At 54.2% G+C, this 277-nt stretch carries 1 protein-coding gene; it reads right to left on the reverse strand.

What is annotated here, in order from left to right; genetic code table 11:
* Positions 1 to 277: hypothetical protein (locus tag P9273_RS32090; RefSeq protein ID WP_278052579.1), on the reverse strand; the 277-nt coding region annotated here is incomplete at both ends.

The following is a 277-nucleotide window of genomic DNA, read 5'->3' on the forward strand; positions in this document are numbered from 1 at the left end:
TCGTGGGAGATCAGGTCCTTGTTACTGGTTAGAAGCCGGACGACTTTCTCCAGCGGTTGGGCTACTTTGCCGATCGCTTCACGTGACTGGCTGCGCAATTCATGATGCTCGCGCAGGGTTTGTGCCGCCAGGCTCGCTTCATGGAAGCGCTGACATTCGTAGGCGGCTGCGATCACTGCTCTTTGCGCTTTGTCAGCCTCCACGTCCTCTTCTGAGGCGTTTTTGTAAACAAGCTCGATTACTGAATCGACCTGGGCCTTATCGGCAAGAACATTAT

This window comes from Mesorhizobium sp. WSM4935, from assembly GCF_029625735.1.
Taxonomy (GTDB): Bacteria; Pseudomonadota; Alphaproteobacteria; order Rhizobiales; family Rhizobiaceae; genus Mesorhizobium.